10 protein-coding genes are annotated in these 8096 nt (G+C 65.3%); 4 read left to right on the top strand and 6 right to left on the bottom strand.

The annotated features are described in order from the left end of the window. Window positions 1–5 precede the first annotated feature (5 nt). Genes Q0O95_RS12200 through glpX form a run of 3 tightly spaced genes read right to left on the bottom strand, consistent with a single transcriptional unit; the run spans window position 6 to window position 2404 of the window. Window positions 6–635 (bottom strand): CoA transferase subunit B, encoded by a 630-nt coding sequence (locus Q0O95_RS12200; RefSeq protein WP_293699068.1) that lies wholly within the window; start codon window positions 633–635, stop codon window positions 6–8. A gap of 2 nt (window positions 636–637) precedes the next feature. Next, window positions 638–1411, bottom strand: coding sequence for a CoA transferase subunit A (locus Q0O95_RS12195; protein WP_293699065.1), 774 nt, complete (start codon window positions 1409–1411; stop codon window positions 638–640). Between the two features lie 33 nt (window positions 1412–1444). Then, window positions 1445–2404 carry a class II fructose-bisphosphatase gene (gene glpX / locus Q0O95_RS12190; protein WP_293699073.1) on the bottom strand — a complete coding sequence of 320 codons (960 nt, stop codon included), beginning with the start codon at window positions 2402–2404 and terminating at the stop codon, window positions 1445–1447. A gap of 165 nt (window positions 2405–2569) precedes the next feature. On the opposite strand from glpX, the gene fbaA reads away from it, so the two are divergent. Further along, complete coding sequence (gene fbaA / locus Q0O95_RS12185; RefSeq protein WP_293699062.1) at window positions 2570–3595, top strand: class II fructose-bisphosphate aldolase; 1026 nt, start codon at window positions 2570–2572, stop codon at window positions 3593–3595. Window positions 3596–3682: 87 nt separating this feature from the next. Here fbaA and Q0O95_RS12180 read toward each other — a convergent pair whose 3' ends face one another. Together Q0O95_RS12180 and Q0O95_RS12175 are read right to left on the bottom strand one after the other, a co-directional pair. Beyond that, window positions 3683–4102, bottom strand: coding sequence for a PIN domain nuclease (locus tag Q0O95_RS12180; protein ID WP_293699060.1), 420 nt, complete (start codon window positions 4100–4102; stop codon window positions 3683–3685). A gap of 2 nt (window positions 4103–4104) precedes the next feature. Next, window positions 4105–4323 (bottom strand): ribbon-helix-helix protein, CopG family, encoded by a 219-nt coding sequence (locus tag Q0O95_RS12175; RefSeq protein WP_293699057.1) that lies wholly within the window; start codon window positions 4321–4323, stop codon window positions 4105–4107. 296 nt (window positions 4324–4619) lie between these two features. Here Q0O95_RS12175 and Q0O95_RS12170 point away from each other — a divergent pair, with 296 nt between their 5' ends. Continuing rightward, the gene (locus Q0O95_RS12170; RefSeq protein WP_293699055.1) at window positions 4620–4925 is read left to right on the top strand and encodes a DUF2470 domain-containing protein; all 306 of its coding nucleotides are present in this window, start codon (window positions 4620–4622) and stop codon (window positions 4923–4925) included. 9 nt (window positions 4926–4934) lie between these two features. Here Q0O95_RS12170 and Q0O95_RS12165 read toward each other — a convergent pair whose 3' ends face one another. Next, window positions 4935–5267, bottom strand: coding sequence for a TraR/DksA C4-type zinc finger protein (locus Q0O95_RS12165; protein WP_293699052.1), 333 nt, complete (start codon window positions 5265–5267; stop codon window positions 4935–4937). Window positions 5268–5438: 171 nt separating this feature from the next. Between Q0O95_RS12165 and Q0O95_RS12160 the strand changes: the two genes are divergently transcribed. Further along, the gene (locus Q0O95_RS12160; RefSeq protein ID WP_293699070.1) at window positions 5439–6737 is read left to right on the top strand and encodes an MFS transporter; all 1299 of its coding nucleotides are present in this window, start codon (window positions 5439–5441) and stop codon (window positions 6735–6737) included. Between the two features lie 22 nt (window positions 6738–6759). Then, window positions 6760–8096: aminotransferase class V-fold PLP-dependent enzyme (locus Q0O95_RS12155; protein ID WP_293699050.1), on the top strand; the 1337-nt coding region annotated here is incomplete at its 3' end.

Here is an 8096-nt window from a genome sequence, read left to right as displayed (position 1 = left end):
CCTAGCTAAGCGAGGACCTCGGGTTCGGTCTTCTCGCGAACCTCCTCGAGTGTCACGCCGTGCGCCAGCTCGACGAGCTTCAGCCCCTCGTCTGTGACATCGAGAACGCACAGATCCGTGATGATGCGATGCACAACCTTCTTACCTGTGAGCGGCAACGAGCACGAGTTGACGATCTTCGCCGAGCCGTCCTTGGCGACGTGCTCCATCAGCACGATGACGCGCGCGGCACCGTGCACGAGGTCCATTGCACCGCCGGGCCCCTTGACCATCTTGCCTGGGATCATCCAGTTCGCGATATCGCCATCGACCGAGACCTGCATCGCCCCCAGGATGGCCGCGTCGATTTTGCCGCCGCGAATCATCGAGAACGACATCGCCGAGTCGAAGAACGCGGTGCCGGGCAGCGTCGTCACCGTCTCCTTACCGGCGTTGATGAGGTCGGGGTCGACGTTGTCCTCGGTCGGGTAGGGCCCGACGCCGAGGATGCCGTTCTCGCTCTGCAGCACCAGCTCGCGCCCCTCGGGCACGTAGTTCGGTACGAGCGTCGGCAGACCGATGCCGAGGTTGACGTAGGCGCCGTCCCACAGCTCCTGCGCTGCGCGCTCCGCCATTTCGTTGCGTGTCAGTGCCACGATTACCGCTCCTCTCGAATGGTCCGGCGCTCGATGCGCTTCTCGATGTCCTTGCCGACTTCGACGAGTCGATGCACGAAGACACCGGGAAGGTGCACGTCGTCGGGGTCGATGTCGCCGGCGTCGACGATCTCTTCGACCTGCGCGATGCAGACTTTGCCGCTCATGGCTGCGAGCGGGTTGAAGTTCCTGGCGGCCTTGTTGAAGACGAGGTTGCCGTAGCGGTCGGCCTTCTGCGCGTGCACGAGCGAGTAGTCGGCGACGATCGCTTCCTCGAGCACGAATTCCTCATCCTGTCCGTCCACCTCGAACACCGCGGTCGGTTTCGGAGCGGAAGCCTTCGCGATCGTGCCGTCTGCGCTGTAGCGCTGCGGAAGCCCGCCCTCCTGCACCTGCGTGCCGACGCCGGTGCGCGTGTAGAAGGCGGCGATACCCGAACCTCCTGCGCGCATCTTCTCAGCGAGCGTGCCCTGCGGCGTCAGTTCGAGCTCGAGTTCGCCCGTGAGGTAACGGCGTTCGAATTCCTTGTTCTCGCCGACGTACGACGAGATCATCTTGTCGATCTGCCCGTTACCCAGCAGGATGCCCAGCCCCCAGTCATCGACACCGCAGTTGTTGCTTGCGACCGTGAGCCCCGAGATGCCTCTTGCGTGCAGTGCCTCGATGAGCTGCATCGGGTTACCGGAGAGCCCGAATCCGCCGACCGAGAGGGTGGCTCCCTCCGGGATGTCGGCAACCGCTTCCGCTGCCGAACCAACTTCCTTGTTGATTGCCATGCAATCTCCTTCGCTGCGTTGTTCTGGTTTGGATCACACGAGATCGGCCGCGCTGGCCGGCTCAAGCCACTTCTCGGCTTTGTGCTCCGCGATGACACGTCTTGCCGTGCCCGTCTTCGAGCGCAGCACGACCGACTCCGTTCTGATGAACGGGCCCTTGCGGCGAACGCCGTCGAGGAGTTCGCCGTCGGTGACGCCCGTCCCGACGAAGAACGTGTTGTCGCCGGTAACGAATTGCTCGGAGCGGATGATGCGATCGAGGTCGTGACCGGCGGCGAGACAGCTGGATCGTTCCTCCTCCGACTGCGGGTTCAGCCTTCCTTCGATGACGCCGCCGAGCGCCTTGATCGCGCAGGCCGTGATGACGCCCTCCGGAGTGCCTCCCGTGCCGAAGCACATGTCGATACGGGATTCCCAGCGCGCCGCATTGATCCCGCCGGCGACGTCGCCGTCGCGCATGAGCCTCGTACCCGCTCCGGCGGCGCGTATCTCTTCGACGACCTCGTCGTGCCGCGGCCGGTCGAGCACGGCGACGACGATCTCGGAGACATCCTTCTGCTTCGCCTTCGCGAGCTCTCGGATGTTGTCGCCGACGGATTGCTCGAGCGACACGACGCCGATGCCGTCCGGCCCCGTGACGAGCTTCTCCATGTAGAAGGCATCCTTGGGGTTGAACATCGTGCCCCGCGGCGAGACTGCGATCACGCTCAGCGCGTTCGGGCGTCCCGCGGCCGTCAGCGATGTTCCGTCGATGGGGTCCACGGCGATGTCGCATGCGGGGCCGCGCCCGTTACCGACATGCTCGCCATTGAAGAGCATGGGCGCTTCGTCCTTTTCGCCCTCGCCGATCACGATGAGTCCGTCGAACGCGACGGTGCCCAGGAAGGCACGCATTGCGTCGACCGCTGCGCCGTCCGCTGCGTTCTTGTCTCCCCTGCCGATCCAGGGAACCGCGCGGATCGCTGCCGCTTCGGTCGCTCGAACCAGCTCCATGGCCAGGTTGCGATCGGGATGCTCGACAACGGTGCGCTCTTCGGTCACAGGAGGGTCTCCTCTTCGGGACGATGGGATACTGCCAGCCTACCGACCCCTCCCGTTTCCCGCTGGCCGCACGTAGACTGTGGCACAACGCGAAGTACGCCGATTCGAAGGAGCACCATGCCCGTCGTCAACCAGGAACAGTATGCAGCGATGCTTGACAAGGCGAAGTCCAATGCCTTCGCCTATCCCGCCATCAATGTCTCATCGTCTTCGACGATCAACGCTGCCCTGCAAGGGCTGACGGAGGCCGGTTCGGACGGCATCCTGCAGGTCACGACGGGAGGCGCCGACTTCTTCGCTGGCCAGAGCGTCAAGAACCGCGCGGGTGGCGCGATCGCGATGGCGCAGTTCGTCACCGAGGTCGCCAAGGCGTACCCGATCAACGTTGCAATCCATACAGATCACTGCCCCAAGGATGCCCTCGATAGCTTCCTGCTGCCGCTTCTCGACGAGAGCGAGCGTCGCGTCGCCGACGGCGGCGTCCCGCTCTTCCAGTCGCACATGTGGGACGGCTCCGCTGTTCCTCTTGCCGAGAACCTCGAGATCGCGCAGGAGCTCCTGCGGCGCACGAACGCGCTCGGCCAGATCCTGGAGATCGAGGTCGGCGTCGTCGGCGGCGAGGAGGACGGCGTCGCGCACGAAATCAACGAACAGCTCTACACGACGCTCAAGGACGGCATCGACACGGTCGAGGCGCTCGGGCTCGGCGAGCACGGGCGTTACATGACGGCGCTCACCTTCGGCAACGTGCACGGCGTCTACAAGCCCGGCAACGTGAAGCTCCGCCCCGAACTCCTCAAGGAGATCCAGGATGGCCTCGCTGCGAAGTACGGCACGGGCGAGAAGCCGCTCGATCTCGTATTCCACGGCGGTTCCGGCTCGACGCCGGAGGAGATCGCGACCGCTGTCAACAACGGTGTCATCAAGATGAACATCGACACCGACACCCAGTACTCGTACTCGCGTGCCGTCGCCGACAGCGTGCTGAAGAACTACGACGGCTTCCTCAAGATCGACGGCGAAGTCGGCAACAAGAAGGTGTACGACCCGCGCGCGTGGGGCAAGGCGGCCGAGAAGGCGATGGCCGCTCGCGTCGTGCTCGCTGCCGAGGAGCTCGGCTCAGCGGGATGGTCGAGCAAGTAGCGAGATCAGCGTGCGAGGCGGGGGCTCCCGCCCCGTCGCAAGCGCTGCAGAGTCAGTGTGCTGGGTCGCTCCTCATTGGCTCTTGCTTTAGAAGTCTCCCGCGAGTCTTTCCATTGGCTGACCGGTAACTTCGGCGATCAGTTCGAAGTCCTTGTCGACGTGCAGAACGGTCAGCCCGGTCTCTTCAGCAGCGGCAGCGATGAGGAGATCTGCCGGGCCCGGACCGCGGTGCGTGCCTCGCCTCGCCAATAACCGTTGGACTTCCAAGGCACGTGCCTCGGCGCGGGGAACAACTGCTTCAACTGGCATATCGGTGATCGGCGGCTCATGCTGTAGCGAGACCCAGTCCGTCTCGGAGCGCGCAGAGAATCCCACCTCAAGGAGCGTCAACGGAGAAATGTGCACCATACCGCGCGTGATTCGATCTTGCCAAAGATCCGATTCGCGAGTCAGCGTGAGCCGTGCGAGGGCAGACTTGTCGATCAACCAGCCACAACTCTGAATCACTTTTAGTCCCAGGCCTTGCTCATCACTTCGTCATCCAGCAAATCACTGGCGAGATCCGCGAACCGCTCGAAATCAGCCTTCGAAGCCTTGCCTTTCGGGAGAGCTATACTGACAAGCTCTCGACGAAGAAACTCGGAACGCGACAAGCCGAGCCGTTTTGCCTCGCTATCAATTCCCTCGACCACGGCAACATCAAGGTTACGAATCAAAATGTCCGCCATCGGGCTCCTCCCTCCAAGCAGCACGCATGACTTCTTCGTCGAGCACACCTTGCGCCAAAGACACTGAACGTCGGAGATCCTCCATCGTTACGTCATGCAGCCGATCGTCAACCATTCGATATCATCTCCTGCAGTAATGATATCGTGCCATGTCGGCTTCGTCGAGTGGAAGTGCCGACAAGCCGAATCGTGTTTCAGTTTCATTGGTACCCACTTCAACCCACGTCTCTAGTGGTCTCGCCTCTGCGGAGCACCGAGCCGATGCGCGATCGCATCCGACCACATAAGCTGGGCGCGTGCCCCACACCTTCGATGCCGAGATCGTCACCGCTGTGCTTCGCCACATGAACGGCGACCACACCGACGACAACCTGCTCATCACGCGAGCCTTCTCCGAGAATCCCGACGCCATCACGGCCGCCACCATGACCGGTGTCGACGGCGAAGCGGGCGTGTGGGAGGTCACACGCGATGGCGAAACGGAAGAGCTGCGGATTCCGTGGCCCGGCGGCCCGATCTCCGAACGCCCGGAGATCCGCCGGGAGGTTGTCGTGCTCTACGACCAGGCGCTTCAGCGGCTCGGCCTCGAGCCCCGCGCATGAGCCGAAACCCTAGCTCGCGCAGCTGACGCAGAGCTCGGCCATGGGGCGAACCTCGAGCCTGGCCTCCGCGATCGGCTCACGGCATCGCGTGCAGACGCCGTACTCGCCGCGCTCAAGCCTTGCCAGCGCAGCACGGATCTCGGTCTGCTGTTCACGAATCTCCTGCAGCAGGCCGGCCAGCCTCGACCACTCTGCCGACACCGGCACCCCGTCTGGGTCGTGCTCGTCGTCGTTGTTCGCGTCGCGTATGCCGCCGAGTGTGCCGATCTGCTCGTCGAGTTCGGCTTCCCACGAGAGTGCGTGCTGCAGACGCTCACGCAGCAGATGCTCGAACGTGCTCATACGCAACAGCGTAGGCGATGCGCGATCTAACAGCCCGGTAACAGTTCTCCCGAAGCGTCCAGTGCCCTCATAGACTTGATTCGTGAACTCATCGGACCGCTCCGCCACAGACGACAGCGAATCCGGTGATCACGGCCAGCCCCTCCCCGTGGAGTCGTTGCCCGCTACGCGATCGGATCCATCGGGACGGGAGGCTTCGCAACGCTGCCGGGCCTTGTGCTCGTCTACTACCTGACCGATTCGCTCGGCGTCACAGCGCTCGCAGCGGGCATCGTCATGACGCTCGCGAAGATCTGGGATGTTCTCATCGACCCCATCATCGGCGGGCTCAGCGACCGGGTGCTCGCCGCTTCCGGCTCACGCCGCGGGCCCATGCTGCTCGGCGCTTTCGGCCTGCCGGTTGCGTTCTTCCTCACGTTCGCGGTGCCGAGCGGCCTCGTGCCCTTCTGGTCGGGTGTGTGGGTTCTCGTCTCGTTCACGGCCGCCGCGACATTCTTCAGCCTCTTCCAGGTGCCGTACGTCGCCCTCCCCGCAGAGCTCACGAACGGATACCGCGAGCGCACACGGCTGCTGACCTGGCGGGTTGTGGTCTTGACGCTTGCGATCCTGCTGTTCGGTGCCGGTGGTCCCGAGCTGCGCGGGATGTTCCCCGACGATCCCCTCCGCGGCTACCTGGTGATGGCTGCGGTCGCCGGCGTCGTGCTCTGCGCGGGGCTCGTCATCGGCTCAACCACCGCCCCCAAACGCGTGGTTCCCGTGGCTGAGCCACCGACGATTTCGCCCATCCGGTACTACCGCGACGGAATCCGTGTACTGCGGCAGTCGCAGCCGTTCCGGGCGCTGCTCGGTACGTTCTTCTTGCAGGCGCTGGCAACCGGCCTCATGCTCGCGGGAGCGCAGTTCGTTGCCACCTGGCTCTTGCGCGATGAGGGCGCCGTGACCGTGCTGTTCGCGTCGCTCATCGCCCCTGCACTGCTGGTCGCGCCACTCTGGCAGCTCGTCGCCAAACGCGTGGGAAAAGAACGGGGATTCCGGCTCGCGAGCGTCGTCTTCCTCGTCGCAACGCTCGGACTCACGCCGGCCGTGTGGGCTCCCGGGTGGTGGATTGTCGCGCCCGTCGCGCTCGCCGGTGCGGCGTACGCGGGGATGCAGACGCTGCCGATGGCAATGCTGCCGGACGTCATCAGTCACGACGCGAGAATGAGGAAGGGCAGGGCGGGTACTTTCGGAGGCGTGTGGACCGCCGGCGAGACCACCGGCATGGCGCTCGGCTCGACCGTACTCACGGTTGTTCTGGCGCTGACGGGCTACGTCGAGTCGATAGCGGGCGTGGAGCGTCAGCAGCCGGACGCTGCGATCGTGGGCATCGCGATCTCGTTCTCGCTGCTGCCCGCACTGCTCGCTGCAGCGAGCCTCTTCACGCTTTCGCGGTACCGCCTGCGTGAACGCGACCTTGCGGAGGCAGCGTGACGGAACACGAGCGAGGCAGAACATGACCGTCGGCGATGACGTCCTGGAGCGGCTGCACGAGTTGCGCAAACTCGATGCTCCGACGCACGGCGGCTCCGTGCTGTCGTACGTCTACGACGCGGGCGACAAAGAGCTGGAACACCTGGCGGATGCCGCAGCCACGATCGCGCGGCCGCTCAACGGCCTCGACCCGACGGCGTTCCCGTCGATCGCGCGCATGGAGCGCGACGTGCTGGCGTTCGCGAGACGCGCCCTCAACGGCGGCCGTGATGTCGTCGGCAGCGTCACGAGCGGCGGCACCGAATCGTGCTTGCTGGCCGTGAAGACCGCGCGCGACCTGTGGCGCGAGCAGCGAGCAGAGCCGGCGGGGAAGCCCGAGCTGCTCGCACCCGAGACGGCGCACGCCGCATTCCGCAAAGCGGCGGAGGCGTTCGATCTGATCTGGACCCCGGTTCCCTGCGAACCGGACGGGTCGGTGAGCGCCGAGGCGATCATCCAGCGCATGAACGCGCGAACCGCACTCGTCGTGGTTTCTGCACCCGCGTATCCCTCCGGGGCGCTCGACCCCGTGACCGAGGTCGCGGGCGCAGCTCGGCGTGCCGGTATCTCGTGTCACGTGGATGCGTGTTTCGGGGGCTTCGCGCTGCCGTGGTGGCCAGACGTCGATCCGTGGGATTTCCGCGTGCCCGGCGTCACCAGCATCTCCTCCGATCTGCACAAGTTCGGGTACGCGCCGAAGGGCGTTTCGGTCCTGCTGCACAGGGGCAGGAAGCGGCACCGGCGACAGTTCTTCGCCACGACGAGCTGGCCGGGCTACCCGGTCGTGAATCCGACGCTGCTGGGGTCGAAGTCGGCTTCGCCGCTTGCCGCGGCGTGGGCGATCATGTCGCGTCTCGGCGATGCCGGCTACGGCGAGCTCACGTCGTCTCTCGTGCGTTCTGCCGCAGCTCTGCGCGAGGCGACCGAGGGCATCCACGGGCTGGCGGTATGGGGTGACCCCGTCGGTCCCTCGCTAGCCGCGATCGCCGATAGTGCCGTGACCGCGCGCGAGCGTGTCGACCCGCACCACTTCGCCGACGAGGTCGCAAGGCACGGATTCTCGCTCCAGCACCAGCCCGGGTTCACGCAGGCGAACGGGGTGCGGCTGCCGCCCAGCGTGCACCTGACGATCACCCCCGTTACCGAGCGCAGGCTGTCAGAGCTGCGGTCTGCCCTCGACGCGAGCGCCGACCGAGTGCGAGGGAAGCGGCCCGCGAGTGGGAGGGCTCCCGCAGCGCTGCTGGGGATGCTCGGCTACGGCGAACGCCGACAGCCCGGCCCCGCGGCCGCCTGGGCGATCCTTCGTGCAGCAGGGGCAGG

Origin of the sequence: uncultured Agrococcus sp., from assembly GCF_945915485.1 — a bacterium.
GTDB lineage: Bacteria > Actinomycetota > Actinomycetes > Actinomycetales > Microbacteriaceae > Agrococcus.
Note: the sequence above shows the minus strand (reverse complement) of the source record. Positions and strands in the feature narration are given on the sequence as shown.